Source organism: Cellulomonas sp. GTC20042 (assembly GCF_055389595.1).
This window is the reverse complement of the sequence record NZ_AP043678.1, coordinates 3090252-3116084: the sequence shown is the minus strand read 5'-3', so window position 1 is coordinate 3116084 and position 25833 is coordinate 3090252. Positions and strand designations below refer to the sequence as shown.

Genomic DNA, 25833 nt, shown 5'->3' with positions numbered 1-25833 from the left:
CGTCGTGGTGTTGTGCGACCGGTGCTCCATCGCCGACGATCGTCCCTGGGCCACGGCCCGGGACCGCTCGACGGTGAGCACGGACGACCTTTTGTGAGGAGCACGCCCACGTGAAGCTGGAACTGCGGGGCATCACCAAGCGCTTCGGCGCCCTGGTGGCGAACGACCACATCGACCTGGTGGTCGAGCCGGGGGAGATCCACGCCCTCCTCGGCGAGAACGGCGCAGGCAAGAGCACCCTGATGAACGTGCTCTACGGGTTCTACGACCCGGACGAGGGCGAGATCCTCGTCGACGGGTCCCCGGTCACCTTCGTGGGCCCCGGCGACGCCATGGCCGCCGGCATCGGCATGGTGCACCAGCACTTCATGCTCGTCCCGGTGTTCACCGTCGCCGAGAACGTCGTGCTGGGCTACGAGCCCGTCAAGGGCGGCGGCCTGATCGACCTCGCCGAGGCGCGTCGCCGCGTGCGCGAGATCTCCGACCGCTTCGGGTTCGACGTGGATCCCGACGCCCTGGTCGAGGACCTCCCCGTCGGCGCCCAGCAGCGCGTCGAGATCATCAAGGCCCTGTCCCGCGAGGCCAAGGTGCTGATCCTCGACGAGCCGACCGCGGTGCTGACCCCGCAGGAGACCGACGAGCTGATCGAGATCATGCGGCAGCTCAAGGCCGCGGGCACCTCGATCGTCTTCATCACGCACAAGCTGCGCGAGGTCCGCGCGGTCGCCGACCGGATCACCGTGATCCGCCGCGGCCAGGTCGTCGGCAGCGCCGACCCCGCCGCCGCCGAGACCGAGCTCGCCTCGCTCATGGTCGGCCGCTCGGTGTCCCTCGGCGTGGACCGCGCACCCGCGCAGCCCGGCGAGGTCGCCCTGACCGTCCGCGACCTCACCGTCATCGACGCCGCCGGCGTCCGCCAGCTCGACGACGTGTCCTTCGACGTCGCGCGCGGCGAGATCGTCGCCATCGCCGGTGTGCAGGGCAACGGCCAGACCGAGCTGACCGAGGTCATCCTCGGCCTGGAGAAGCCGGTCGCCGGCTCCGTCGTGCTCGACGGCACCGAGCTGGTCGGGCGCACCGTCAAGCAGGTGCTGCACGCCGGCGTCGGCTTCGTGCCCGAGGACCGCACCGAGGACGGCATCGTCGCCGACTTCTCGGTCGCGGAGAACCTGATCCTCGACCTGTACGACCAGGCGCCGTTCGCGAAGGGCGTCGCCCTGGACCCGGCGAAGGTCCGGGACAACGCCGAGCAGCGCACCGTCGAGTTCGACGTGCGCACCCCCTCGGTCGAGCACCCCGCCGGCAAGCTGTCCGGCGGCAACCAGCAGAAGGTCGTGCTGGCCCGCGAGATGTCCCGGCCGCTGCGCCTGTTCATCGCCTCGCAGCCCACCCGCGGCCTCGACGTCGGCTCGATCGAGTTCGTGCACAAGCGCGTCGTCGCCGAGCGCGACAACGGCACCCCCGTGATCATCGTGTCCACCGAGCTCGACGAGGTGCTCGCGCTGGCCGACCGGATCGTCGTCATGTACCGCGGCCGGATCGTCGGCACGGTCCCCGGCGGCACCGACCGCGACGTGCTCGGCCTGATGATGGCCGGCGTCCCGCAGGCGGAGGCCGTCCAGCAGGCGGCCACCCACCACACGGTGCTCGGCGAGGCCGACATCGACGCCTCCGAGGAGGGCAGCAAGTGAGCTCGGCCAACCCCGCCCCGACCGCCGCGCAGGACGAGGCGCCGCGCGAGCCCAGCCGGCTGCAGTCCGCGCTGCGCGACATGCTCGACAGCTCCTGGCTCGTCTCCGTCTGCGCCGTGCTGCTCGCGCTGGTGATCTCCGGCGTGCTGATCGCCGCCGCGGACTCCGACGTCCAGGACGCCGCCGGGTACTTCTTCGCCCGGCCGATGGACTTCATCTCCGCCGTGTGGAACTCCGTGTGGGGTGCCTACCTCGCGCTGTTCCAGGGCGCCGTCTTCGACCCGACCGCGGCGACCTTCGCCCGGTCCATCCGCCCGATCACCGAGACCATGACCGTGTCGGTGCCGCTGATCCTGGCCGGTCTCGGCCTGGGCGTCGGCTTCCGCGCCGGCATGTTCAACATCGGTGCGCAGGGCCAGATCATCCTCGGCGGCGTCTTCGGCGGGTACCTCGGCTTCGCGCTGTCGCTGCCCCCGGGCCTGCACCTGCTGCTCGCGATGATCGGCGCCGCGCTCGGCGGTGGCATCTGGGCCGGGATCGCCGGCTTCCTCAAGGCCCGCACCGGCGCCAACGAGGTGATCGTCACGATCATGCTCAACAACGTGGCGGTGTACCTGGTCGGGTACCTGCTGACCACCTCGGCGTTCAAGCGCGAGGGCAGCAACAACCCGATCTCCCCGCCGATCAAGGACTCCGCGCTGTTCCCGGCGCTGCTGGGCTCGCAGTTCCGCCTGCACCTCGGGTTCGTCGTGGCGATCCTCGCCGCGATCTTCGTGTGGTGGCTGATGAACCGGTCGACGATCGGCTTCCAGTTCCGCGCCGTCGGCTCCAACGCCAGCGCCGCCAAGACCGCCGGCATCAACGTGAACTCCGTGTACCTGTGGGTCATGGTCGTCGCGGGCGCGCTGGCCGGCCTCGCCGGTGCCGCGCAGGTGCTCGGCACCGAGAAGGTGCTCACCGCCGGCGTCGCCGCGTCCTTCGGCTTCGACGCGATCACCGTGGCGCTGCTCGGCCGGTCCAAGCCGCTGGGCACGTTCCTCGCCGGTCTGCTGTTCGGCGCGCTGCGCGCCGGAGGCGTCTTCATGCAGGCCCGCACCGGCACGCCGATCGACATCGTGCTCGTCGTGCAGTCCCTCGTCGTGCTGTTCATCGCCGCGCCCCCGCTGGTGCGCTCGGTGTTCCGGCTGCCGAAGCCGGGTGGACGGGACAAGGCTCCGGCCGCGCTCGCCGCCCCTGTCGTCAAGGAGGCCGCCGCGTGAGCGCCACCCTCGCCACCCCCGCACCGGTCGCGCCGGAGGCCGCCAAGCCGCTGCCGCCGATCCGCTACCGGGCCCCGATCGCCTACACCGCGGTCGCCGCCGTCGCCCTGCTGATCTTCGGGATCCTGCCCCAGAGCGGTCGCCGCACCGGTTTCACCGTCTCCACCAGCACCGACTTCTTCCACATCGAGGCGTTCAGCGTCCCGTCGAAGATCACCGCGATCGTGCTCTGCCTGATCGCCCTGGCCGTCTCCGGCTGGGCCTGGCAGGCCACCCGCACCCGCCGCAAGATCCGCCTGTGGGTGCCCGCGGTCTACGCCGTCGCGCTGATCCTCGCGCTGCTCACCTGGGCGGTCGCCGGCAAGTCCCAGTCGCTGCCGCTGACCAGCCTGCTCCAGGGCTCGCTGTTCCTCGCGGTGCCGCTGGTGTTCGGTGCGCTGGCCGGCGTGCTGTGCGAGCGGTCCGGCATCATCAACATCGCGATCGAGGGCCAGCTGCTCGCCGGCGCGTTCCTCGCCGCGGTGGTCGCCTCGATCACGCACAACGCCTACCTCGGCCTGATCGCCGCGCCGATCGCCGGTGCGCTGGTCTCCGCCCTGCTGGTGGCCTTCGCCATCCGGTACGTCGTGGACCAGATCATCGTCGGCGTCGTGCTCAACGTGCTGGTCGTCGGCGTCACGAGCTACCTGTTCTCCACGGTGCTCAAGAACGACGCCGCCACCCTCAACACCCCGCCGCGCCTCGACACGATCAGCATCCCGGGCCTGTCGCAGATCCCGGTGATCGGCCCCGTGCTCTTCAAGCAGACCATCCTGGTCTACCTGATGTACGTCGTCGTGGTCGCGCTGCAGATCCTGGTGTTCAAGAGCAGGTGGGGACTGCGCCTGCGGGCCGTCGGCGAGCACCCCAAGGCCGCCGACACCGTCGGCATCAAGGTCAACCGCACCCGCGTGCGCAACACCCTGCTCGGCGGCGCGGTGGCCGGCCTCGGCGGCGCGTTCTTCACCGTCGCCAACGGCCTCGCCTTCGGCAAGGAGATGACCGGTGGCAAGGGCTACATCGCCCTCGCCGCGATGATCCTCGGCCGGTGGAGCCCGAAGGGCGCGCTGGCCGCCGCCCTGCTGTTCGGCTTCGCCGACAACCTCCAGGTGGTGCTCGGCATCATCGGGACGCCGATCCCGAGCCAGATCATGCTCATGACGCCGTACATCGTGACGATCTTCGCCGTCGCCGGCCTGGTCGGCCGCGTGCGGGCCCCCGCAGCCGAGGGCGTCGCGTACGTGAAGTGAGAACCGTCCGTCACGCACTGCCGTCGCCCGCACGGGTGGCGGCAGTGCGTGCGTGAGGAGAGGAGCCGGCTGTGCCGGAGATCGACTGGGACGCGCTGCGTGCCGCCGCGACCGAGGTCATGAAGAAGGCCTACGTCCCGTACTCGAAGTTCCCCGTGGGCGTCGCCGCCCTCGTCGACGACGGCCGCGTGGTCGTCGGCTGCAACGTGGAGAACGCCTCGTACGGCCTGACCCTGTGCGCCGAGTGCGCGCTGGTGTCCGGGCTGCACGTGTCCGGCGGCGGGCGCCTCGTCGCCTTCGCCTGCGTGGACGCCCACGGCAACGCCCTCATGCCGTGCGGCCGCTGCCGCCAGCTCCTGTGGGAGCACGGGGGACCCGACCTGCTCGTCGACACGGTGAGCGGGATCAAGCCCATGACCGAGGTGCTGCCCGACGCGTTCGGGCCCAGCGACCTCGTGGAGAGGAAGGCCGACGCATGAGCGTCACCGAGCCGTTCGACGCCGTCGACGTCATCATCACCAAGCGCGACGGGCACCGGCTGTCCGACGCCCAGATCGACTGGGTGATCGACGCGTACACCCGCGGCGTCGTCGCCGAGGAGCAGATGTCCGCCCTCAACATGGCGGTGCTGCTCAACGGGATGGACCGGTCCGAGATCGCCCGCTGGACCGCCGCCATGATCGCCTCCGGCGAGCGGATGGACTTCTCGGCGCTGTCCCGGCCGACCTCCGACAAGCACTCCACCGGCGGCGTCGGCGACAAGATCACCCTGCCGCTCGCCCCGCTCGTCGCCGTGTTCGGCGTCGCCGTGCCGCAGCTGTCCGGGCGCGGCCTCGGCCACACCGGCGGCACCCTCGACAAGCTCGAGTCCATCCCCGGCTGGCGCGCCGCGCTGAGCAACGAGGAGATGATGACCCAGCTCGAGGAGGTCGGCGCCGTCATCTGCCAGGCCGGCTCCGGGCTCGCCCCCGCCGACCGCAAGCTCTACGCCCTGCGCGACGTCACCGGCACCGTCGAGGCCATCCCGCTGATCGCCTCCTCGATCATGAGCAAGAAGATCGCCGAGGGCACCGGGGCGCTCGTCCTCGACGTCAAGGTCGGCTCCGGCGCCTTCATGAAGGACCTCGGCAAGGCCCGCGAGCTCGCCCGCACCATGGTCGACCTCGGCACCGACGCGGGCGTCACCACCGTCGCCCTGCTCACCGACATGTCCACCCCGCTCGGCCTCACCGCCGGCAACGCCCTCGAGGTGCGCGAGTCCCTCGAGGTGCTCGCCGGTGGGGGCCCCGCCGACGTCGTCGAGCTCACCGTCGCCCTCGCGCAGGAGATGCTCGCCGCCGCCGGCCGCCCCGGCCTCGACGTCGCCGCCGCCCTGTCCGACGGCCGTGCCATGGACGTGTGGCGCCGGATGATCCAGGCGCAGGGCGGCGACGCCGACGCGCCCCTGCCCGTCGCGCGGCACACCGAGCAGGTGCTCGCCCCCGCCGACGGCGTCCTCACCACCCTGGACGCGTACGGCGTCGGCATCGCCGCCTGGCGGCTCGGGGCAGGACGCGCCCGCAAGGAGGACCCGGTGCAGGCCGGTGCCGGTGTCGAGATCCACGCCAAGCCGGGCGACACCGTCCGCGCCGGGCAGCCGATCCTCACCCTGCACACCGACACCCCCGAGCGCTTCGAGCGCGCCGTCGCCGCACTCGACGGGGCGATCGAGGTCAGCGCCACCGCCCCCGCGGGACGTGGGTCGCTGATCCTCGACCGGATCGACGCCACGCGCTGAGCCTGCGCGCGGACGCACCGCACGGCCCCGGCCGCCGCCCCGCTCGGGGTGCTGGTCGGGGCCGTGCTGCGTGACGGGGGAGGATGGACCCGTGGCGAGCGATCAGGAGGGCACCATGGACTGGCGAGGCTGGCAGCTGAGCACGCTGCTGCGCGCCGTGCAGGGCCGCCGGGTGCCACCCGCACCGATCGGCGGACCGTCGGCCCCGCGGGCCCGGCGCAGCGCGCCCACCGCCGACGACCGCGCCCTCGACACCCTCCTCGACGACCTCGACCCCGTGCGCCGACGGCAGGTGCTCGCCCCGCTCGGCGGGGGTGGTGCCGCGGGCGCCGTGGCGGCTGCCGCGGGCGCGAGTCGTCCCGGGCGGGTCGTGCGGTGGGGGAGCGCCGCCGCGCAGCAGGTCGACGGCACCACCTGCGGCGCCGCTGTGCTCGGCATGCTCGCCGCCGCCGGCGACCCTCGGCTCGCCGCGTGGCTCGTCACCGGTCGCACCCCCGCCGGCGGGTCCGTGCCGCCCGAGCTGCGGCTGATCGACGCCGAGGACCTCCCGCTCGCCGAGCACCGCACCGCCGTCGGCCACCACCCCGACGCCCCGACGTGGTTCCGCACCCCCGACGGCCGCACCGTGCACGCCGACGCCACCCCCGAGGCCGCCACCGCCGCCCGCTGGGGCGCCCTCCAGCACGCCCTGCACCGCGCCTCCACCCGGCGTGCGGTGCTCGGCCTCCTGCCCTGGCCGCGCGCCCTCGGCACACCCCCGTGGGGCGCCGAGCGCCTCGCCCGGTTCCCCGGCGTCCGCTACCGCGCCGTCCCCGTCGACGACCGGCGGCCCGCCGAGGTGCAGGACCTGCTCGCGCGGATCGACGCCGCCCTCGACCACGGCGTGCCCGTGCCCCTCTACAGCGGCGGCGACCTCGGCGACGGCGTGGCCGCGGCCGTGCCCCGGCACGTCGTCCTCGCCGCCGCCCGCACCGACGACGGGTACCTGGTGTACGAGCCCGGGACGGGGCGGCTGCTCCCGCTGACCCGTGGCGAGGTGGAGCGGCCCACCGGTCCCGTGGCGGCGCTCGGCGGCTGGACGCACCTGTGCTGGGCGCTGCTGCCCGTGGCGGCGCTGGGGCGTTGAGGGCCCGTGGCGAGAGGGGAGCGCTGAGCGGCCGCAGCCTCCGCGGCGGGCTCGTCGCGGATCCGTCGACGGCCTGATCCGCTCTATCGCCTGATCCGCTCCACGGCCTGATCCGCTCCACGAGCGGGCGTCGAGCCGTCCACAGGCGCGAGCGGCGTTCGTCGTCCCCAGGCGGGGCGATCGGGTGCGGCGGCGTGTGGGTGGTGGAGCCTAGTGTGACGGCATGGCACCTGACCTGCATAGACACCCCGCGACCGGCGATCTCGCCGGTGCCGGCGTCGTGCGTGCCGGTGCTTCCGTGGGCGTCGCCACGCCGTCCGACAGCGGCTCGACGGACGTCCTCGGGCTCGGACTCGCGGAGGTGCCCGGGCTCGAAGCCGCGGAGGTGCCTGCGGACCCCTCGACGCCCGTGCCGGACGACGAGCCCGAGAGCGTCCCGACCTGGGTGCGGGCGATCCACGTCGAGCAGGACCGCGCCGCGGGGCTCGCGCTGCTGCTGTCGACGCTCCCGGGCGTCGAGCACGTGAGTCCGGTGCGGCCGGGTGTGGCGCTGGCCGCGCTGCTCGACTCGACCGACCTGGGGCGGGTCGGGGACGGCGACCTGGTCGAGGTGGTGGCGGCGTGGCAGCGCATGCAGTCATGGGTGCATGCCCAGGGCGCGCGGGCCGCCGCCGAGCTCGCGGGTCGGGCGTCGATGAACCCGTCGTGGAACCGCGCTGCCGGTCGCCCGCCCGCGCAGGAGTGCGTCGCCGGCGACGAGCTCGCGATGCGCCTGTCGTGGTCCCGGCGGTCGGCGGCGCGTCTGGTGCGGCACGGGCAGGCGTTCGCCGGCACCCTGACCGCGACCGGGCACGCGCTCGCCACGGGGATGATCAGCCCGGTCGTCGCAGGCAAGATCGTCGACCGCCTCGCCGACCAGCACGTGCAGGTCGCCCTGGACGCCGAGGAGCGGGTGCTGGTCGACGCCGGGAACCGCACACCGACCCAGATCGACCGGGACCTCGGCAAAGCCCTGCTGATCGTCGACCCGCACGACGCCGCCCACCGCGCCGAGCGCGCCCGTGCCCGCAGGTGCGTGCACCGTCCCCGCGTGCTGCCCGACGGCATGGCCTCCGTGACTGCCGTGCTTCCCGCGGTCACCGCCGCACGGATCGACGCCACGCTGGACGCCGCCGCACGCACCGCGCGGTCCGCGGGCGACCCTCGCACCCTCGACCAGCTCCGCGCCGACGGCCTGAGCGACCTGGTCCTGCACACCACCTGCACGGGCCCCGCGTCTGGCGGTGCAGCGTTCGACGGTGCGGCGCTCGGCGGTGCTGCGCTGGGTGATGCTGGAGCGGTGCGCAGGGGTGCGGCGACGGCTGATGCCGTGACGGGCGGCACCGAGGGATTCGGTGCCGCGGCCGGTGGCACGGTGGATGCCGATGCTCGCTCCTCGGGCAGCGCCGCCGGTTCTCGCCGCACGGAGTCGTGGGACGGGGCACGGGACCGCTCGCGAGCACCAGCGACGCCCGACCACGACCGCGAGCACGACCTGCGGGCGCCCGATCGCACCGGCGCGCGCCGGCCTGTCGATGAGCGCCGAGCCGATGACCGCTCGGCCGAGGAGGAGACCGGCGGCCGTGCCGATCGGTCCGGCATCGAGGGCTGCGCCGATGGGTCAGGAACCGACAGACGCGCCGATGGGTCCGGGACCGACGACCGCCCCGACGCGTTCACGACCGATGGCACCACCGACGGGTCCGAGAGCGTCGGCCGCACCGGGTGCGGGACCGCGGCGCACCACCGCACCGAGGTCCGCGTCACCGTGGCGCTGTCCACCCTGCTCGGCCTGGACGAGCACCCCGCCGACCTCGCCGGCATCGGTGCCGTCGACGCCTCGACCGCCCGGTCGCTGGCCATGGCCGAGGGCGGCGTCTGGCGCCGGATCGTCACCGACGCGCTGTCCGGCACCGTCCTGGACGTCGGACGCACGACCTACCGCCCTCCGCAGGGACTGGCCCGGCACGTGCGCGCTCGCGACCAGGTCTGCGCCCGTTCGGGGTGCTCCGCGCCGGCGGAGACCTGCGACCTCGACCACACCATCGAGTTCCACGACCCGCCCGACGGGCACGCTCCCGGCACGACCACGCACGACAACCTCGGACCGCTGTGCCGACGCGATCACCGCCTGAAGACCGACGGCGGGTTCAGGCTGCGACAGACCGCGCCCGGCACCTACGTGTGGACCACCCCCGCCGGGCACCAGCACCACGTCGTGCCCGGCCAGGACGGGCACCACCGCCACCTCGGCACCCCCGTTCCACCGGGAGCCGCGCTCGGCGCCGAGGCCGGACCGCCGCCGCCTCCACCGTTCTAGCCGGCGTGGGTCGCGTTGCGGGCGCGCCCTGCTGCGTCCTCGCTGCCGCTCGCGGGTCTCCGTCGTCCCCCGCCCGTCCCTCGCGCTCGCTGCCCACCTGCTCCTTGTGCTCGCTGCTCGCTTGCTCCTTGTGCTCGCTGCTCGCTTGCTCCTTGTCCTCGCTGCTCGCTTGCTCCTTGTGCTCGCTGCCGCTCGTGCGTCGTCCCCGGCGCCCTTGCATGGCGCTCGTGCCTCTCCGGGGGCACGATGGAAGGACCGACGCGAGGAGGCTGCGATGAGCACCGTGCCCGGTGACCGGTCCTGGGAGGACGCCGGTCTGGTGGAGCCCGAGCTGACGGATCTTCCCGAGGTCGCCTCCGACGACCGACGTTCGTCGGAGGACGGTGCCTACGTGCCCGAGGACGCACGCCCGGACCTGGTGGACGAGGCGGATGCGGGGGACGTCGCGGAGCAGCGCGCGCGGGTTCCGGAGGATGAGCGCGACGACTACCCCTGACGGGGCGTCGACGGTCGATGGGGCGAGCACCCCGGGCTGGGCGGCCACGGCTGGCGGGGCGAGTACCCCAGCGGGGCGGCCACTGCTGAGCTGGCGACCGCTCCCGACGGGGCGGCCACTGCTGAGCTGGCGACCGCTCCCGACGGGGCGGCCACTGCTGAGCTGGCGACCGCTCCCGACGGGGCGACTATCCGTGACGCGGCGGCCACCCCCCGACTCCGGAGGGCGATGCGACGCGGGGGCACCCCGGCCAGTACCGTGAGCGCATGACACCGGAGCAGATCCTCGCCCTGCCGAAGGTCCTGCTCCACGATCACCTGGACGGCGGTGTGCGCCCCGCGACGGTGGTGGAGCTGGCCGCGGAGATCGGTCACGAGCTGCCGACCACCGATCCCGACGAGCTGGGGCGTTGGTTCTTCGCGCAGGCGGATGCAGGCAGTCTCGAGGTGTACATCGCGACGTTCGTGCACACGATCGCCGTGATGCAGACGGCCCCCGCGCTGCGCCGGGTGGCGCGCGAGGCGGTGCTGGATCTGGCGGCGGACGGCGTGGTCTACGTCGAGGAGCGGTTCGCTCCGGAGCTGCACCAGGCCGGCGGTCTGTCGTTGCAGCAGGTGGTCGACGCGGTGCGGGCGGGCGCGGACGAGGGGATCGAGGCCGCCGCCGCGCAGGGGAGGGAGATCCGGGTCGGGCTGCTGCTGTGCGCGATGCGGGACTCGGACCGCGCGGACGAGATCGCGGCGCTGGCGCTGGCGAACCGGGACCGCGGGGTGGTGGGCTTCGACATCGCCGGCCCGGAGCACGGGTACCCGGCGCAGGCGATGGGCGCGGCGTTCGCGAGCCTGCGGGCGGCGCGCTTCCCGGTGACGGTGCACGCGGGCGAGGCTGCCGGCCACGAGTCGGTGGACGACGCGGTGGACGTGGGCGCGCTGCGGATCGGCCATGGGATCCGTCTGATGGAGGACGTGACGCTCGCGACGGAGCCGGACGGCGCCCCACGTCTGGGTCGGTTGGCGCACTGGGTGCGGGACCGCCGGATCGCGCTGGAGGTGTGCCCGACGTCGAACGTGCAGACGGGCGGCGCCCCCTCGGTGGCGGAGCACCCGGTGACGACGCTGCTGCGCCTCGGCTTCGCGGTCACGCTGAACACCGACAACCGTCTCCAGTCGGCCACGAGCATGTCGGGCGAGATGTCCCGGCTGGTGGCGGACGCGGGGTGGACGCTCGACGACCTGCGGGACGTCACGGTCACCGCCGCACGGCACGCGTTCTGCCACCAGGACGTGCGCCGAGATCTCATCGACCGGGTGATCCTGCCCGGCTACGCATCGCACTGACAAGGAAGGCACCACCGATGAGCGCCACTCTCGACGCCGCTGGGCTCGCGAAGTTCGTCGATCACACGCTGCTGAAGCCGGAGGCCACGGCCGCCGACGTGGCGGCGCTGGTCGAGGAGGGCGTCCGCCTGGGCGTCTACTCGGTCTGCGTCTCGCCGTCGTTCCTGCCGCTGGACGCGAAGGGCCTGAAGATCGCGACGGTCTGCGGTTTCCCCTCGGGCAAGCACCACAGCGACGTGAAGGCCGCGGAGGCGGCGCGCTCGGTCGCGGACGGCGCGGACGAGGTCGACATGGTGATCGACGTCGGCGTGGCGAAGTCGGGCGACTTCGCGGCGGTGCAGGCGGACATCGCGGCGGTGCGTGCGGCGGCCCCGGCACCGACGGTGCTCAAGGTGATCATCGAGTCGGCGGCGCTGACGGACCACGAGATCGTGGAGGTCTGCAAGGCCGCGGAGGCGGCGGGCGCGGACTTCGTCAAGACGTCGACGGGCTTCCACCCGGCGGGCGGGGCGACGGTGCACGCGGTGGAGATCATGGCGGCGACGGTCGGCGGACGCCTCGGCGTGAAGGCCTCGGGCGGGGTGCGCACGGCGGCGGACGCGCTGGCGATGATCGAGGCGGGTGCGACGCGTCTGGGCCTGTCGGGCACGGCGGCAGTGATCTCCGGCTTCGAGGCCGACGGCGGGTACTGACCCGACGCATCGCGCGCGGGAGCACCCGCGGGCAGGCAGACCGCGAGCCCGGTCCGAGAGCGATCTCGGGCCGGGCTCGCGGCGTCGTGCAGAGTGTGCGTGGTGCGAGCGCTGAGCGGTGTCAGAGCCCCAGCGCGGCCGCGACGTCGGCGCGCACGGCGTCGAGCCGCTGCCGGGCGGCGACCCGCGCCTGGCCGACGGTCTCGAAGGGTGCCTCGGCCTCGACGGGCAGGACGACCTCGAGGTAGCACTTGACCTTGGGCTCGGTGCCGGAGGGGCGCACGATGACGCGGGTGTCGTCGGCGGCGAGCAGGCGGATGCCGTCGGTGGGCGGCAGGCCGCCGCGCTCGGCGTCGGTGCCGGCGGCGAGGTCGACGACGGAGACGACGGGGGACCCGCCGAGGTGCGTCGGCGGCTGCTCGCGCAGGCGGGCCATGGCGGCGGGGATCTTCGACAGGTCGGTGAACCGGGCCGACAGCTGGTCGGTGAGGTGTAGGCCGTGCCGGCGGGCGAGATCGTCGAGGACGTCGACCGGCGTGCGGCCGGCGGCCTTGAGCCCGGCGGCGAGCCCGCAGAGCACGAGGGCGGCGGAGATGCCGTCCTTGTCGCGGACGTCGGCGGGGTCGACGCAGTAGCCGAGGGCCTCCTCGTAGCCGAAGGCGAGGCCGTCGACGCGGGAGATCCACTTGAAGCCGGTGAGGGTCTGGGCGTGACGCAGCCCGGCGGCACCGGCGATCCGGGAGAGCAGCCGGGACGACACGATGGAGTTGGCGAGCACGGGGGCGTCCTCGACCACCTCGGCCCCGTCGGTGCCGAAGCGACCGGCGGCGACGGAGCCGAGGAGGGCGCCGACCTCGTCACCGTGCAGCATGCGCCAGCCGTCGGCGGCGGCGCTCTCGGTGCCGGTGTGGGTACGGGCGCGCGGGTCACGGATGGCGGCGCCGCAGCGGTCGGCGTCGGGGTCGAGCGCGATCACCAGGTCGGCGTCCACCGCGGCGGCCAGCGCGACGGCGAGGTCGATGGCGCCGGGCTCTTCGGGGTTCGGGAAGGCGACGGTGGGGAAGTCGGGGTCGGGCTCGGCCTGCTCGGCGACGACGTGCAGGTCGGTGAAGCCCGCGGCGCGCAGCACGCGCTGGGCGGTCTCCCCGCCGACGCCGTGCATGGGGGTGAGCACGACGCGCAGGGCGGCGGCACGGGCCCGGGTCTCGGCGTCGTCGGCGGCCAGCGCCCCGACGGCGGCGGTGTAGGCGTCGACGATCTCGGGACCGAGGGTGGTCCAGCCGTCGGCGGCGCGTGGCACGGAGGCGACGGAGGGCACGCGACCGATCTCGGCGGCGATGGCACCGTCCATCGGGGGGACGATCTGCGCGCCCTGGCCGGAGCCGCCGACGACGCGACCGCCGAGGTAGACCTTGTAGCCGTTGTCCCGCGGGGGGTTGTGGCTGGCGGTGACCATGACGCCGGCGTCGGCACCGAGGTGGCGCACGGCGAAGGCGAGCACGGGGGTGGGCAGCTGCGGCGGCAGCATGAGCACGTCGATCCCGACGGCGGTGAGCACGGCGGCGGTGTCGTGGGCGAAGTCGACGGAGCGGTGCCGTGCGTCGTGGCCGACGACGACGCGCGGACGCCCGACGCCGTCGAGCTCGCCGAGCAGGTAGGCGCCGAGGCCGGAGGCCGCCCGGATGACGACGGCGCGGTTCATCCGGGCGGGGCCGCCGGCGATCTCGCCGCGCAGGCCGGCGGTGCCGAACTGGAGCAGGCCGGTGAACCTGTCGGCGAGGTCGGCGCGGGCCCGCTCGACGTCCAGGTCGGCGGCGGTGCGCTCGGTGCCGGACGCCGTGCCGGTGTCGGCGGTCGCCCGCTCGAGCAGGGCGGTGAGCTCGTCGACGGTGGCGGGGTCGGGGTCGTCGGCGATCCACTCGCGGACCTCGGCGGCCAGCGCCTGCCAGGTCTCGTCGTGCGTCGCGGTGCTGAGCGGCTCGCTCATGCCTGTCGTCCTTCTCCCTCGGGGCGTCCGGCCCCGCTGCGTGCTGTACCCCGGGCGGCGGGTGCCGCAGGCGGGGGTGGTGCGTGGTGCGCGGTGTCAGATCGCGGCGACGATCTCCGCGAGCAGGCGGCTGATCCGCGGGCCGGCGGCCTGACCGGCCTCGATGACCTCGGCGTGCGACAGCGGCTCGTCGCTGATGCCGGCGGCGAGGTTGGTGACCAGGGAGATGCCGAGCACCTCCATGCCGACGTGGCGGGCGGCGATGGCCTCGATGGTGGTGGACATGCCGACCAGGCTGCCGCCGAGCACGCCGGCCATCTTCACCTCGGCCGGGGTCTCGTAGTGCGGGCCGCGGAACTGCACGTAGACGCCCTCGTCGAGGGTGCTGTCCACGGTCCGGGCGAGGTCGCGCAGCCGGCCGGAGTACAGGTCGGTGAGATCGACGAAGGTCGCGCCCTCGAGCGGGGAGACCGTGGTGAGGTTGATGTGGTCGCGGATGAGCACGGGGGTGCCCGGCTTCCACGACGGGTCGAGGCCGCCGCAGCCGTTGGTGAGCACGATGGTGGAGCAGCCGGCCGCGGCGGCGGTGCGCACGCCGTGCACGACGCGTCGCACGCCCTTGCCCTCGTACAGGTGGGTGCGCGAGCCGAGGACCAGCGCGTGCTTGTCGGTGCCCGCGATCCGGATCGAGCGGATGGTGCCGACGTGGCCGACGACCGCGGGGGCGGCGAAGCCGGGGACCTCGGGGGCAGCGATCTCGGCGACGGTCTCGCCCAGCAGGTCGGCGGCGCCGCCCCAGCCCGAGCCGAGAACCAGGGCGATGTCGTGCTTCGCCACGCCGGTGGCCTGCGCGAGGTACGCGGCGGCGTCGGCGGCGACCTCCAGCGGGTCGGCGGTGAGGTCGTCGAGACGGGCGTCGTCGGCCATGGGTGCTCCTTCTGCCGGGCGGCCGGAGCGCGTCCGGCGGGTGGGTCGTGCGGCGTCGGCCGCGACGGTCGAGCCTACCGGCGTGCGGGCGGCCCGGGCACGTGCCCGGGGGATCGTGCCTGCGTTCCACTCGCGCGTGCGGCGGGAACCGGCAGGATGGCAGCCGTGACGCAGCCCCCGTCCGACCCCGCGATCCCGAACCTCGCACCGGAGTCCGCGCCGACGCCGCCCCCGGTGCCCGCAGACGCGCCTGCGCCCGCGCCGGCAGACGTCCCCGTCCCGGCAGCCGCGCCCGCACCCGAGTCGGCGGACCAGCCCGCGCCCGCGTCGGCGGACCAGCCCGCGCGCCCGGCAGCCCCGGGGCGGACTGCGCCGCACGTGGTGGTGGTCGGCGGCGGCCCGGGTGGCTACGAGGCGGCGCTGGTGGCGCGGCGGCTCGGTGCGGACGTGACGGTGGTGGAGCGCGCGGGACTGGGCGGGTCGGCGGTGCTGACGGACGTGGTGCCGTCGAAGACGCTGATCGCGACGGCGGAGTGGATGACGATCGCGGAGCGCGCGGGGGAGCTCGGGATCCGGCTGGACCTGCCGGCGGGCGACCCGGGTCCGGCGCGACGCCACAGCATCGACATGGCGGCGGTGAACGCGCGGGTGCGCGAGCTGGCGCTGGCCCAGTCGCACGACATCCTCACCCGGATGGAGCGCGAGGGGGTGCGGGTGCTGGCGGGCCACGGCCGGCTGGACGGCCCGGAGCGGGTGGTGGTGGAGCGGTCGCCGGGCGGCGAGGTGGTCGAGACGCTGGCGGCGGACGCGGTGCTGCTGGCGACCGGGGCGACGCCGCGCACGCTGCCGGACGCGCAGCCGGACGGGCAGCGGATCCTCACCTGGACGCAGCTGTACCGCCTGGAGCAGCTGCCGGAGCGGCTGGTGGTGGTCGGCTCGGGCGTGACCGGTGCGGAGTTCGCCGGGGCGTACGTCTCGCTGGGATCGCAGGTGGTGCTGGTCTCCAGCCGTGACCGGGTGCTGCCGGGGGAGGACGCGGACGCCGCGGCGATGCTGGAGGAGGTGTTCCGCTCGCGCGGGATGCAGGTGGTGCCGCGAGCCCGGGCGACCGCCGCTCGGCGGACCGCCGACGGTGTGGTGGTCACGCTCGCGGACGGGCGGGAGATCACCGGTTCGCACGTCCTGCTGGCGGTGGGCTCGGTGCCGAGCACGCGGGGGCTGGGCCTGGAGGGGTCCGGGGTGCGCACCACGGCCTCCGGGCACATCGAGGTGGACCGGGTGTCGCGGACGTCGGTGCGCGGGGTCTACGCGGCGGGCGACGTGACGGGGGTGCTGCCGCTGGCGTCGGTGGCGGCGATGCAGGGGCGGATCGCGATGGCGCACGCGCTGGGCGACGCGGTGTCCCCGCTGGCGCTGCGCGGGGTGGCGGCGAACATCTTCACCGCGCCGGAGATCGCCACGGTGGGGTCGAGCGAGGCGGCGCTGCGCGAGCGCGGGGCGCACTTCGTGACGAACACGCTGCCGCTGGCCCGCAACCCGCGCGCGAAGATGCTGGGCGTCCGGGACGGGTTCGTGAAGCTGTTCGCGCACCCGACGGCGGGCACGGTGCTCGGCGGGGTGGTGGTGGCGCCGCGGGCGAGCGAGCTGATCTTCCCGATCACGCTGGCGGTGTCGCACGGCCTGACGGTGGACGACGTGGCGAAGGCGTTCACGGTGTACCCGTCGCTGTCCGGCAGCATCGCCGAGGTGGCCCGGGTGCTGCACCACCTGGACGAGTAGCGCGGGGCGCTCCAGGATCGATCAGGGCACGCGCACCGTCGTGACCACCGCGAGGTGGTCGGAGGACTCGTCGGTGAGCACCCGGGCGTCGGTCAGGTCGACGCCACGGCCGAACACCCAGTCGATCCGCACGTCCGGGTCGTCGCTGGGGTGGGTGAGCGCGTCGGGGTCGCCGGCGGTGTCGATCGCGCTGACCCAGCCGGCGGCGGTGAGCGCCTCGACCTCGGGGGAGCCGGGCTCGGCGTTGAGGTCGCCGGTGAGCACCGCGGGGCCGTCGTCCGGCAGCGCGGCGGTCAGCGCGGCGATCTGCTCCAGCCGGGTCGCGGTGTTGTCGTCCCGGTGCTGGAGGTGCACGGAGGTCACACGCACCGGCGTCCCGCCGGGGCCGTCGACCACGGCGGTGATCGCGGAGCGCGCCTGCGGGCCGTCGCCGTAGGGCAGGTCGATGATCTCGACGTCGCGCAGCGGGGTGCGGGACAGCAGGACGTTGCCGAACTGCCGGTCGGCCGCCGGGGCGAACTCGACGTGCATGCCGAGCCGGTCGCCGAGCCAGGTGGCCATGTCGACGCCGCCGCCGAGCACCCAGCCGCGCGCCACCTCCTGCAGCAGCACCACGTCGGGGCGCTGCTGCTCGATGGTGCGGGCGATCTGCTCCAGGTCGACGGCGGTGTCGGCGGCGACGCCGTAGTGCAGGTTCCAGTCCAGCACGACCAGGCTGTCGGCGGCCGAGTCGGTGGCGGCGGGGGCGGGCGGCGCGGCCCACCAGCCGATCGCGAGCAGCACCACCGAGGGCAGCACCAGCAGGCGCAGGGCGTTCGCGCGCAGCGGCGGGGCGGGCTCGGTGGTGACCGGGGCGTCCGGGGTGGTCCGGCGCAGGCCGCCGAGGGCGAGCAGCACGCTCGCGGCGACGACGACCCAGGCGTTGTCGATCCCGAGCGGCACGTCGTAGTCGAGCAGGTAGACCAGCAGCACGAGCACCAGGCCGAGACCGACGCCGGCGGTGGCGACGGCGGTGCGGGGGATCCCGGGCGGCGCCGGACGGTGGGTGCTGAGCGCGCCGGCCAGCACGACGCCGGTGGCGGGCAGGGCGACGGCCAGGGCGACCAGCGATCCGGCGTCGGGCAGCAGGAACGCGGCGGCGACGGCGACCGGCAGCACGACGGAGGCGAGCACCCGCACCCCCGGCACGAGCACCCGGGGCACCAGCAGCAGCCAGACGGTTCCCGCGGCGGCGACCACGAGCACGGTGCCGGCGACCAGCAGCGGCAGGCCGGACTGCGAGGCGGCGAAGGCGGGGTTGGCGAGCGCCATCAGGACCAGCGCGAGCGTCGGCCCGAGCGTCCAGGTGCGGCGGGCGCGCCCGGTGGGCCGCTGGCGCACGGCGACCGCGGCGACGGCGAGGGTGGCGGCGACCAGGCCGACGGCGACCAGGGTGCCGACGACCCCGCCGTGCCACAGCGGGTCCCAGGTCCCCAGGGTGAGCTGGAGCGCGGTGGAGATCCCGGCGCCGAGCACGGTGCCGATCGCGGCCTGCCGCCCGCCGCCGGGCCGGCCGGCGACCAGGGTGGTGGCCAGCACCAGCGCGGCGACGGCGAGCGACGCGGTGACCAGCACGAGCACGAAGCGCGGCAGGTCGTGCAGCCCCTGCGCGGCGAGCCGGGCGGCACCGAGCACGGCGACCGCGACCAGCACGGTCCGCCCGCCGGCGGTGCCCTCGCGCCGACCGGTGACCAGCAGCAGGAGCGCGGCGAGCAGGCCGGCGCCGACGTAGGTGGCCAGCGCGGTCCCCGCGACGATGCCGGTGCCCGCGGTGAACGCCCGGTCGAGCGCCGGGCCGGAGGCACGCACGGCGTCCACGGCGAGCACGGTGACCAGGGCGGCCAGCGTGACGCGGGTGGCGGTGCCGGCGTCCGGCGGCGTGGGGGAGCCGGGCTGGGGGGACGCGTCGGTCATCCGGCCAACCTACCGGCGCGCGAGGGCGCGGGGGCCCGTGCGCGGGTGGCGCTACGCGAGCAGCGCCGACCCGACGTAGGTGTCCGACCGCCCGGCGACCGGTGCCCCGGCGGCGTCCAGCGCCCCGGTGGGCACGCCCGCGGGCACCGCCCACAGCCCGGAGCCGGTGTGCCGCAGGTACTCGCTCAGGGCGTCCGAGCGCGCCAGCGCGGTCTGCATCGGGATGTACTGGGTGCAGGGGTCGCGCACGAAGGCGAGGAAGAACAGCCCGGCGTCCAGCCGGCCGAGCTCGTCGTTGCCGTCGGTGAAGTTGTACCCGCGCCGCAGCATCCGCACGCCGTCGTTCTGGGTGGGGTGGGCCATCCGGACGTGCGAGTCGACCGGGATCAGCGGGACGTCGTCGCGACCGGCACGGGCGAAGTCCGGCTCGGTGAACTCGGTGCCGCCGGACAGCGGGGCGCCCTCGGCCTTCGACCGCCCGATCACGGCCTCCTGCTCGCGCAGGGCGGAGCGGTCCCAGGTCTCGATGGTCATCCGGATCCGCCGCGCCACCAGGTAGGTGCCGCCGGCCAGCCACGCCTCGGCGTCGGTGCCGTCGCCGGACTGCACCCAGACGTGGTCGTCCAGCGCCTCGGGCTCCTCCGCCTTGATGTTGGCGGTGCCGTCCTTGAAGCCGAACAGGTTGCGCGGGGTCTGCTGCGCGGTCGACGTGGAGGACGTGCGGCCGTAGCCGAGCTGGGTCCACCGGATCCGCGCGGAGCCGAAGGCGACCCGGGACAGGTTGCGGATCGCGTGCACGGCCACCTGCGGGTCGTCGGCGCAGGCCTGCACGACCAGGTCGCCGCCGCAGCGGGCGTCCTCCAGGGCGTCGCCGGGGAAGTGCGGCAGGTCGACCAGGGCGGCGGGCAGCCGGTCGGCGATCCCGAACCGGTCCTCGACGGTGCTATCCGTGGCACCGCCGACGAACAGGCTGCGGCCGAGGCCGAAGGTCAGCGTCAGCCCGGCGGGCGGCAGGTCGGCGGCCTCGCCGGTGTCGTCCGGGGGTGCGTCGTAGGGGCCGGAGGCGTAGCCGAGCGGACCGGCGGACAGCCCCTGCGTGAGCCGGGCCGCCATGGTGGTCCACGCCTGGAGCAGGGCGACCAGGTCCTCGCGGGTGGTGGCGGTGACGTCGAAGGCGGCGGTGTACATCCGGTCCTGCGCCGGGGTGACGATCCCCGCCTGGTGCTCGCCGGTGAAGGCGTAGACCTCGGCGCCGCTGCCGGTGGCCGGTGCGGGGGCGGTGGCGCGGCCCACGCCGAAGCCGGTGGCGGCCACCGCGACGGCGGCGGCGCCCCCGCCGGCCAGGCCGAGCAGCCCGCGCCGGGTCATGCCGCGCCGGGCGGAGGTCTCGGTCCCGGTGGTGGTGCTGACCTCCGCGGCGGTACCGGCCTCGGGGGTCTCGGTCTCGGCGGTCCCGGCGGTGCCGGTCCCGGGGTCGCGGGGGTCGGTCGAGTCGTCGTGGGTCGTGCTCATGTGTCCTCGGCGGGACGGGTCCCGGCGCGGTTCACGGCGGGACGGACGATGAAGGTGAGGCGAACCTTACTCGCGCTCGCGGGGTGCCTCGGGGGCCGTCCGTCCCTCGACGGGGAGCGGCCCGGGCTCCGGCTCGGTGCCTGCCTCGGCCAGCGCCGCGAGCAGCGTCTCGCGCAGACCCGGCCAGGCGTCGGCGAAGGCGGGCAGCAGCGGGCGGTCCGGCACCTCGTCCAGCGGCACCCAGACGATCGCCAGGCTCTCGTCGTCGGTGGGGCGGGCGTCCAGGGTGCCCTCGTCGCGCACGGCCACGGCGAGCACGGTGGTGTACGACCAGTCGACGTGGTCGAGCACGTGCTCCCCGACCACCCGCACGGCGGCGGGGTCGACGCCGGCCTCCTCGGCGGTCTCGCGCAGGGCGGCCTGCACGGCGGTCTCGTCGGGGTGCCGGGCGCCGCCGGGCACACCCCAGGTGCCGCCGTGGTGGCTCCACGGCACGCGGTGCTGGAGCAGCACGGTCACGGGCCGGCCGTCCGCGGCGGGGCGGGCGAGCAGCAGGCCGGCGGCGCCGCACAGCCCCCAGTGCCGGTGGCCGCAGCGGCAGTCGACCCAGCCGTCGCCGGGGTGGCGCGGCCGGTGCGGGGCGCGCGCGGCCTCGACCGGGGGCGCGTCGGGCGCAGCCGCGTCGGGCCCGGGCGTGGGCGCGGCAGCCGCGTCATGCGTCATGCGGTCAGTCGACGATCTCGCAGATCACCGCACCGGCCCCGACCGTGGCGCCGACGCCGGCGGTGAGCGAGGCGACGGTGCCGGCGCGGTGCGCGACCAGCGGCTGCTCCATCTTCATCGCCTCGAGCACGACGACCAGGTCGCCCTCGGCCACCTGCGCGCCCTCCTCGACGGCGACCTTGACGATGGTGCCCTGCATCGGCGAGGTCAGGCTGTTCCCCGAGGAGGCGGGCTGACCGGCACGGGCACCGCCGGAGCGGCGGGGTGCGCGGCGCGGACCGGCGGCGGCCCGGACGCGACCGCCGACGCGCAGCGCGAGCGCGGCGGGCAGCACGACCTCCAGGCGCTTGCCGTCGACCTCGACCACGACGCGCTCGGTGGCGGGCGCCTCCTCGGCGGGGGCGGCGGGCGTGGTGGCGGCGGGGGTGCCGCCGACGAGGGCGGGCAGGCGCTCGGCGAACTCGGTCTCGATCCAGCGGGTGTGCACCGAGAACGGCTGGGCGGGGTCGGCGGGGGCGAAGGCCTCCTCCTGGAGCACGGCGCGGTGGAACGGCACGACGGTGGGGATGCCGACGACCTCCATCTCGGTCAGCGCGCGCCGGGCCCGCTCGATCGCCTGGGTGCGGGTGGCACCGGTGACGACGAGCTTGGCGATCATCGAGTCGAACATGCCGGAGACCGAGTCGCCCTCGACGACGCCGGAGTCGACGCGCACGCCGGGGCCGGCGGGCAGGCGCAGGGTGGTGATCTTGCCGGGCGCCGGCAGGAAGCCCGCGGCGGGGTCCTCGCCGTTGATCCGGAACTCCAGCGAGTGCCCACGGGTCTCGACGTGGTCGTAGCCGAGGGGCTCGCCGGCGGCGATCCGCAGCTGCTCGCGGACCAGGTCGATGCCGCTGATCTCCTCGGAGACCGGGTGCTCGACCTGCAGGCGGGTGTTCACCTCGAGGAAGGACACGGTGCCGTCGGCGGCGACCAGGAACTCGCAGGTGCCGGCGCCGACGTAGCCGGCCTCGCGCAGGATCGCGATCGAGGAGTCGACCAGCAGGCGGCGCTGCTCGTCGGTGAGGAAGGGCGCGGGCGCCTCCTCCACGAGCTTCTGGTGCCGGCGCTGCAGGGAGCAGTCGCGGGTGGAGACGACGACCACGCCGCCGTGCTCGTCGGCGAGGCACTGGGTCTCGACGTGCCGGGGGCGGTCGAGGTAGCGCTCGACGAAGCACTCGCCGCGGCCGAAGGCGGCGGTGGCCTCACGGACGGCGGACTCGTACAGCTCGTCGATCTCGTCCTCGGTGCGCGCGACCTTGAGCCCGCGCCCGCCGCCGCCGAAGGCCGCCTTGATCGCGACCGGCAGGCCGTGCTCGGCGACGAAGGCGTGCACCTCGGCCGCGCCGGAGACCGGGTCGGGGGTGCCGGCGACCAGCGGCGCACCGGCGCGCTGCGCGAGGTGGCGCGCGCTGACCTTGTCGCCGAGGGACTCGATCGCCGAGGGCGGCGGGCCGATCCACACCAGGCCGGCGTCGATCACCGCCTGGGCGAACTCGGCGTTCTCGGACAGGAAGCCGTAGCCGGGGTGCACGGCGTCCGCGCCGGAGCGCCGGGCGACGTCGAGCAGCTTGGCGATGTCGAGGTAGGTCTCGGCCGCGCGGCTGCCGTCCAGGGCGAACGCCTCGTCGGCGGTCCGGACGTGCAGGGCCTCCCGGTCGGGGTCGGCGTAGACGGCGACGGAGCCGATCCCGGCGTCACGGCAGGCACGGGCGACACGGACGGCGATCTCACCGCGGTTGGCGACGAGGACCTTGGAGATGCGGGGCACGGCTCACCGTAACGCGGGGCCGCCCGTCGGACACGCCCCGGACGGGCCTGCCGGGGAAGATCGTGGAACCGGCCAACGGCTCCCGGAGCGCTCTTGGAGGAATCGACAACGGCGAGCCGCGGATGCCGCCGGGTGGCGGGGCGGGCGTTGTCCGGTGGGGACAAACGGTGCTCAGCGCGCCGCGGGGCCCCAGAGGTCGGGGAACGTCACGCCGAGGTCGGCGAGCAGCGTGCGCAGCAGCGGCAGGCTGAGCCCGACGACGCCGTGGTGGTCGCCCTCGATCCCGGTGACGAACGGTCCGCCCAGCCCGTCGATCGTGAAGGCCCCCGCCACGTGCAGCGGCTCGCCGGTGCCGACGTAGGCGGCGATCTCGGCGTCGGTCACCTCGGCGAAGTGCACCACCGTGGTCGAGGTCGCGCCGACCTCCACGGCCCCGCCGCCGGAGCGGGTGCGGCCGTCCACCAGCCAGTGCCCGCTGTGCAGCCGGCCGGAGCGCCCGCGCATGGCCCGCCACCGGGCGGCGGCGTCGGCGGCGTCGGTGGGCTTGCCGAGCACCGCGCCGTCGAGCTCGAGCATGGAGTCGCAGCCGAGCACCAGCGCGCCCGGGTGCGCCGGGGCGACGTCGCGGGCCTTGGCGCGGGCGAGCAGGAGCACCGCGTCCTCCGGGCGCACCTCGCCGGCCTGGGCCAGCACCGCGGGCTCGTCGACGGCGGAGACCGCGACGGTCGGCTCGACACCGGCGGAACGCAGGGTGGTCAGACGGGCGGGGGAGGCGGAGGCGAGCACGAGCGAGGTCACGCCGGCGAGCCTACGTGCGCCGAGGACGTACGTCCCTGGGAGCCGCAGGGGTGGTTCCGCCACGATGTCCGGAGAACTCCCAGGTGAGGATGCGACGATGACGACCGTGACCGACGACGACTTCGCCCCCGCGGACGAGCTGCCCGACGACGAGTTCGCAGTCGACCGCCACGACCCCGCCGCGCCGGCCACCACCGCCTGGCGCCGCCGCACCGCGATCGAGATGGTCGTCTCCGGCGTGATCGGCCTGTTCACCTCGTTCGTGCTGTCGATCGAGGCGTGGCAGATCGCCAAGAACCCGAACGTCGACCTGGGCTGCGACATCAGCGCGGTGCTGTCCTGCAAGACGGTGGCCGAGTCGTCCCAGGCGCAGCTGCTGGGGTTCCCGAACGCCTTCCTCGGCATCGCCTTCGAGGTCGTGGTGATCACGCTGTCGGTGGCGGTGATCGGCGGGGTGCGGTTCCCGCGCTGGTTCATGCTCGGCACCGAGGCGCTCTACACGATCGCCCTGGTGTTCGCGTGGTGGCTCTTCTCGCAGTCGTACTTCGTGATCGGTGCGCTGTGCCCGTGGTGCCTGCTGATCACGGTGACCACGACGCTGGTGTGGGCGGGGCTGACCCGGCTGAACGTCCGCGAGGGGTACCTGCCGCTGCCCGCCGGGGTGAAGCGCTGGGCGCGCGAGTTCGTGTCCTCCGGGAACGACTGGTTCATCACGATCGCGGTGATCGTCGTGCTCGGCGCGATGATCCTGCTGAAGTACGGCAACGCGCTGCTGGGCTGAACCGGCGCAGACGCACCGACGGCCCCGGACCCACCCGCACCAGGCGGGGGTCCGGGGCCGTCGTCGTGCCACGGGCGGACGCCGCGGTCAGCCCTTGCGGAGCGCGTCGCGGAAGGTCTCGCGGGAGCGCAGGACGGTGACCAGGGTGATCACGGCGGCGGCCATGATGTAGAACGCCGGGGCGAAGGTGTTGCCGGTCCGGGTGATCAGGAAGGTCGCGAAGTAGGGCGTGATGCCGCCGAAGACCGCGACGGCGAGGTTGTACGCGATCGACATGGCGCCGTAGCGGATGTTGGTCGGGAACAGCTCGGCCATCGCGGCGTTCATCGCCCCGTCGAAGGCGGCCATGAACACGCCGAGCAGCACGAGCGCGCCGCCGGCGGCCCACATGTTGCCGGTGTCCATCACCAGGAACGCGGGGTAGGTGAGGACGACGAAGCCCGCGCAGCCGGCGATCATCACCGGCTTGCGGCCGACGTGGTCGCTGAGCAGGCCGAACACGGGCACCAGCGCGGCGATCACCAGGAAGCCGACCACGGTGACGCCGTAGGCGACCTGCGCGCTGTAGCCGAGCTCGGACTTGAGGTACGAGGGCATGAACGCCTGGAGGCTCCAGTGCCCGACGGCCTTGATGACCACGAAGCCGACGCAGAACAGCAGCGCCTTGCCGGAGGTGGTCAGCGAGCGGCGCAGCGGGTTGTGCGCCACCTCGCCGCTGGCCTGGACCGCCTGGAACTCGGGGGTGTCCTCGAGCTTGCGCCGCAGGTAGAGGCCGACCAGTCCGAGCGGCACGGCGACCAGGAACAGCACCCGCCAGCCCCAGGAGTTCAGCGCGTCCTCCCCGGCGAGCGCCGTGAACAGGAAGACCAGGCCGCCGCCGACCACGAAGGCCGCGAAGCCGAAGACGTCGATGAAGCTGGTGACGAAGCCGCGCCGGTTGGACGGGGCGTACTCGGCGAGCAGGGTGGTGGCGCCGGAGCTCTCGCCGCCGGCGGCGAAGCCCTGCACCAGGCGGACGACCACGAGCAGCGCGGGGGCGAGCAGGCCGACCTGCGAGTAGGTGGGCAGCACGCCCATCACGGCGGTGGCGCCGCTGGTGACCAGGATGACGGCGGCCAGCGTGGTCTTGCGCCCGATCCGGTCGCCCATCGACCCCCAGAACAGGCCGCCGAGCGGGCGGACCACGAAGCCGGCGCCGAAGACGGCGAAGGCGGACAGCAGGGCCGCCTGCGAGTCGCCCTGCCGGAAGAAGTGCAGGGAGATGACGGTCGCGAGCGTGCCGTAGAGGCCGAAGTCGAACCACTCGACGAAGTGACCGGCGCCCGCGGTGAGGATCACCTTGCGCATCTGCCGGCGGCGGGCGTCGTCGCTCGCCACGGGGCTGCTGGTCGGCGGCTCGGCCGTGGTGACGGCAGCGCCCTCCGGCCGGGAGGGGGTCGGGTCGGTCATGGCAGATCCTCGCACTTCGTCGTCGAGCGTTCGGGGTGCAGTGACTCGTTCTGAGCAACTGATGGGAGCAGCATGCCACTAGATGGGA

Annotated in this window: 20 protein-coding genes; 12 read left to right on the top strand and 8 right to left on the bottom strand. The window is 74.6% G+C overall.

Going from position 1 to position 25833, the window contains the following annotated elements; translation table 11 throughout:
* The first annotated feature begins 110 nt into the window (after nt 1–110).
* From ACZ5HG_RS14405 to deoC, 10 genes are all read left to right on the top strand, one after another.
* A complete protein-coding gene (locus tag ACZ5HG_RS14405) occupies nt 111–1691 on the top strand; it encodes an ABC transporter ATP-binding protein (RefSeq protein ID WP_464177466.1) in 1581 nt (526 codons plus the stop codon).
* A complete protein-coding gene (locus ACZ5HG_RS14400) occupies nt 1688–2950 on the top strand; it encodes an ABC transporter permease (RefSeq protein ID WP_464177464.1) in 1263 nt (420 codons plus the stop codon). Before ACZ5HG_RS14405 ends, ACZ5HG_RS14400 begins: the two co-directional genes overlap by 4 nt.
* Nucleotides 2947–4239 carry an ABC transporter permease gene (locus tag ACZ5HG_RS14395; protein WP_464177462.1) on the top strand — a complete coding sequence of 431 codons (1293 nt, stop codon included), beginning with the start codon at nt 2947–2949 and terminating at the stop codon, nt 4237–4239. Before ACZ5HG_RS14400 ends, ACZ5HG_RS14395 begins: the two co-directional genes overlap by 4 nt.
* Nucleotides 4240–4310: 71 nt before the next feature.
* Entirely contained in the window at nt 4311–4718 is a 408-nt protein-coding gene (locus ACZ5HG_RS14390; protein WP_464177460.1) for a cytidine deaminase, read from the top strand.
* Nucleotides 4715–6016 carry a thymidine phosphorylase gene (locus ACZ5HG_RS14385; protein ID WP_464177458.1) on the top strand — a complete coding sequence of 434 codons (1302 nt, stop codon included), beginning with the start codon at nt 4715–4717 and terminating at the stop codon, nt 6014–6016. The genes ACZ5HG_RS14390 and ACZ5HG_RS14385 overlap by 4 nt, the downstream gene beginning before the upstream one ends.
* A gap of 91 nt (nt 6017–6107) precedes the next feature.
* Nucleotides 6108–7142: a hypothetical protein gene (locus ACZ5HG_RS14380; RefSeq protein ID WP_464177456.1), complete on the top strand. Its 1035-nt coding sequence runs from the start codon at nt 6108–6110 to the stop codon at nt 7140–7142.
* Between the two features lie 223 nt (nt 7143–7365).
* Nucleotides 7366–9501 carry an HNH endonuclease signature motif containing protein gene (locus ACZ5HG_RS14375; RefSeq protein ID WP_464177453.1) on the top strand — a complete coding sequence of 712 codons (2136 nt, stop codon included), beginning with the start codon at nt 7366–7368 and terminating at the stop codon, nt 9499–9501.
* Between the two features lie 274 nt (nt 9502–9775).
* The gene (locus ACZ5HG_RS14370; RefSeq protein WP_464177451.1) at nt 9776–9997 is read left to right on the top strand and encodes a hypothetical protein; all 222 of its coding nucleotides are present in this window, start codon (nt 9776–9778) and stop codon (nt 9995–9997) included.
* A 266-nt stretch (nt 9998–10263) separates the two neighbouring features.
* Complete coding sequence (locus ACZ5HG_RS14365; protein WP_464177449.1) at nt 10264–11334, top strand: adenosine deaminase; 1071 nt, start codon at nt 10264–10266, stop codon at nt 11332–11334.
* Nucleotides 11335–11351: 17 nt separating this feature from the next.
* Nucleotides 11352–12026 (top strand): deoxyribose-phosphate aldolase, encoded by a 675-nt coding sequence (gene deoC, locus ACZ5HG_RS14360; protein WP_464177447.1) that lies wholly within the window; start codon nt 11352–11354, stop codon nt 12024–12026.
* 121 nt (nt 12027–12147) lie between these two features.
* Here the strand turns inward: deoC and ACZ5HG_RS14355 are convergent, their stop codons facing one another.
* Complete coding sequence (locus tag ACZ5HG_RS14355; RefSeq protein WP_464177445.1) at nt 12148–14013, bottom strand: phospho-sugar mutase; 1866 nt, start codon at nt 14011–14013, stop codon at nt 12148–12150.
* A 96-nt stretch (nt 14014–14109) separates the two neighbouring features.
* Nucleotides 14110–14940 (bottom strand): purine-nucleoside phosphorylase, encoded by an 831-nt coding sequence (locus tag ACZ5HG_RS14350; protein ID WP_464177443.1) that lies wholly within the window; start codon nt 14938–14940, stop codon nt 14110–14112.
* Between the two features lie 378 nt (nt 14941–15318).
* On the opposite strand from ACZ5HG_RS14350, the gene ACZ5HG_RS14345 reads away from it, so the two are divergent.
* Nucleotides 15319–16719: an NAD(P)H-quinone dehydrogenase gene (locus tag ACZ5HG_RS14345; RefSeq protein ID WP_464182170.1), complete on the top strand. Its 1401-nt coding sequence runs from the start codon at nt 15319–15321 to the stop codon at nt 16717–16719.
* A gap of 21 nt (nt 16720–16740) precedes the next feature.
* Here the strand turns inward: ACZ5HG_RS14345 and ACZ5HG_RS14340 are convergent, their stop codons facing one another.
* The 5 genes from ACZ5HG_RS14340 to ACZ5HG_RS14320 all read right to left on the bottom strand — a co-directional run bounded on the left by ACZ5HG_RS14340 (nt 16741) and on the right by ACZ5HG_RS14320 (nt 23515).
* The gene (locus tag ACZ5HG_RS14340) at nt 16741–18672 is read right to left on the bottom strand and encodes an endonuclease/exonuclease/phosphatase family protein (protein WP_464177441.1); all 1932 of its coding nucleotides are present in this window, start codon (nt 18670–18672) and stop codon (nt 16741–16743) included.
* Nucleotides 18673–18723: 51 nt separating this feature from the next.
* Complete coding sequence (efeB, locus tag ACZ5HG_RS14335; RefSeq protein ID WP_464182169.1) at nt 18724–20040, bottom strand: iron uptake transporter deferrochelatase/peroxidase subunit; 1317 nt, start codon at nt 20038–20040, stop codon at nt 18724–18726.
* Nucleotides 20041–20250: 210 nt separating this feature from the next.
* On the bottom strand, nt 20251–20907 hold the full coding sequence (locus tag ACZ5HG_RS14330; protein ID WP_464177439.1) for an NUDIX hydrolase: 657 nt from the start codon (nt 20905–20907) through the stop codon (nt 20251–20253).
* Between the two features lie 4 nt (nt 20908–20911).
* Nucleotides 20912–22717: an ATP-binding protein gene (locus ACZ5HG_RS14325; protein WP_464177437.1), complete on the bottom strand. Its 1806-nt coding sequence runs from the start codon at nt 22715–22717 to the stop codon at nt 20912–20914.
* A 171-nt stretch (nt 22718–22888) separates the two neighbouring features.
* Nucleotides 22889–23515, bottom strand: coding sequence for a Maf family protein (locus tag ACZ5HG_RS14320; RefSeq protein WP_464177435.1), 627 nt, complete (start codon nt 23513–23515; stop codon nt 22889–22891).
* A 97-nt stretch (nt 23516–23612) separates the two neighbouring features.
* Here ACZ5HG_RS14320 and ACZ5HG_RS14315 point away from each other — a divergent pair, with 97 nt between their 5' ends.
* Nucleotides 23613–24296, top strand: a complete 684-nt coding sequence (locus ACZ5HG_RS14315; RefSeq protein ID WP_464177432.1) for a vitamin K epoxide reductase family protein — start codon at nt 23613–23615, stop codon at nt 24294–24296.
* 87 nt (nt 24297–24383) lie between these two features.
* On the opposite strand, the gene ACZ5HG_RS14310 is transcribed toward ACZ5HG_RS14315, so the two are convergent.
* Nucleotides 24384–25745 (bottom strand): MFS transporter, encoded by a 1362-nt coding sequence (locus ACZ5HG_RS14310; protein ID WP_464177429.1) that lies wholly within the window; start codon nt 25743–25745, stop codon nt 24384–24386.
* Nucleotides 25746–25833 lie beyond the last annotated feature (88 nt).

What these genes read in the sequence shown, in the direction of transcription:
- ACZ5HG_RS14355 (WP_464177445.1), bottom strand. Translation starts at nt 14,013, where the DNA reads ATGAGCGAGCCGCTCAGCACCGCGACGCACGACGAGACCTGGCAGGCG.
- ACZ5HG_RS14350 (WP_464177443.1), bottom strand. Translation starts at nt 14,940, where the DNA reads ATGGCCGACGACGCCCGTCTCGACGACCTCACCGCCGACCCGCTGGAG.
- efeB (WP_464182169.1), bottom strand. Translation starts at nt 20,040, where the DNA reads ATGACCCGGCGCGGGCTGCTCGGCCTGGCCGGCGGGGGCGCCGCCGCC.
- ACZ5HG_RS14370 (WP_464177451.1), top strand. Translation starts at nt 9,776, where the DNA reads ATGAGCACCGTGCCCGGTGACCGGTCCTGGGAGGACGCCGGTCTGGTG.
- ACZ5HG_RS14385 (WP_464177458.1), top strand. Translation starts at nt 4,715, where the DNA reads ATGAGCGTCACCGAGCCGTTCGACGCCGTCGACGTCATCATCACCAAG.
- deoC (WP_464177447.1), top strand. Translation starts at nt 11,352, where the DNA reads ATGAGCGCCACTCTCGACGCCGCTGGGCTCGCGAAGTTCGTCGATCAC.
- ACZ5HG_RS14375 (WP_464177453.1), top strand. Translation starts at nt 7,366, where the DNA reads ATGGCACCTGACCTGCATAGACACCCCGCGACCGGCGATCTCGCCGGT.
- ACZ5HG_RS14365 (WP_464177449.1), top strand. Translation starts at nt 10,264, where the DNA reads ATGACACCGGAGCAGATCCTCGCCCTGCCGAAGGTCCTGCTCCACGAT.
- ACZ5HG_RS14315 (WP_464177432.1), top strand. Translation starts at nt 23,613, where the DNA reads ATGACGACCGTGACCGACGACGACTTCGCCCCCGCGGACGAGCTGCCC.
- ACZ5HG_RS14310 (WP_464177429.1), bottom strand. Translation starts at nt 25,745, where the DNA reads ATGACCGACCCGACCCCCTCCCGGCCGGAGGGCGCTGCCGTCACCACG.
- ACZ5HG_RS14330 (WP_464177439.1), bottom strand. Translation starts at nt 20,907, where the DNA reads ATGACGCATGACGCGGCTGCCGCGCCCACGCCCGGGCCCGACGCGGCT.
- ACZ5HG_RS14340 (WP_464177441.1), bottom strand. Translation starts at nt 18,672, where the DNA reads ATGACCGACGCGTCCCCCCAGCCCGGCTCCCCCACGCCGCCGGACGCC.